Here is a 374-nt window from a genome sequence, read left to right on the forward strand (position 1 = left end):
CCGCGGGCACGGCGTCCGCGGGCACGCCGTCCGCAGGCACGCCGTCCTCAGGCACGGCGTCCTCAGACAAGGCGACGCCCGCAGGCACGGCATCCTCAGACACGCCTACGTCCACGGACACGGCGACATCAGTTGGCGCGGAGGCATCGACAGGCCTCGCAACATCCGCAGGCCCCGAGGCGTCCCCGGGCACGACAGCGTCCGAAGCCCCGGAGTCGCCCCCAGCCACGGCAGCGTGCGCGGACCCCAAGGCATCTCCGGGCGGGGCAGCGGGCGTGGGCACGGCGACGCTCGGTTGCCCGGTCCGGCAGTCGGGCTCGGCCTTGACCCCGGCCGCAGCTACCTCCTCGCCCTCCGCTCCGCCAGCCACTCCA

The organism is Streptomyces milbemycinicus (assembly GCF_002154605.1).
Lineage (GTDB): Bacteria > Actinomycetota > Actinomycetes > Streptomycetales > Streptomycetaceae > Streptomyces > Streptomyces milbemycinicus.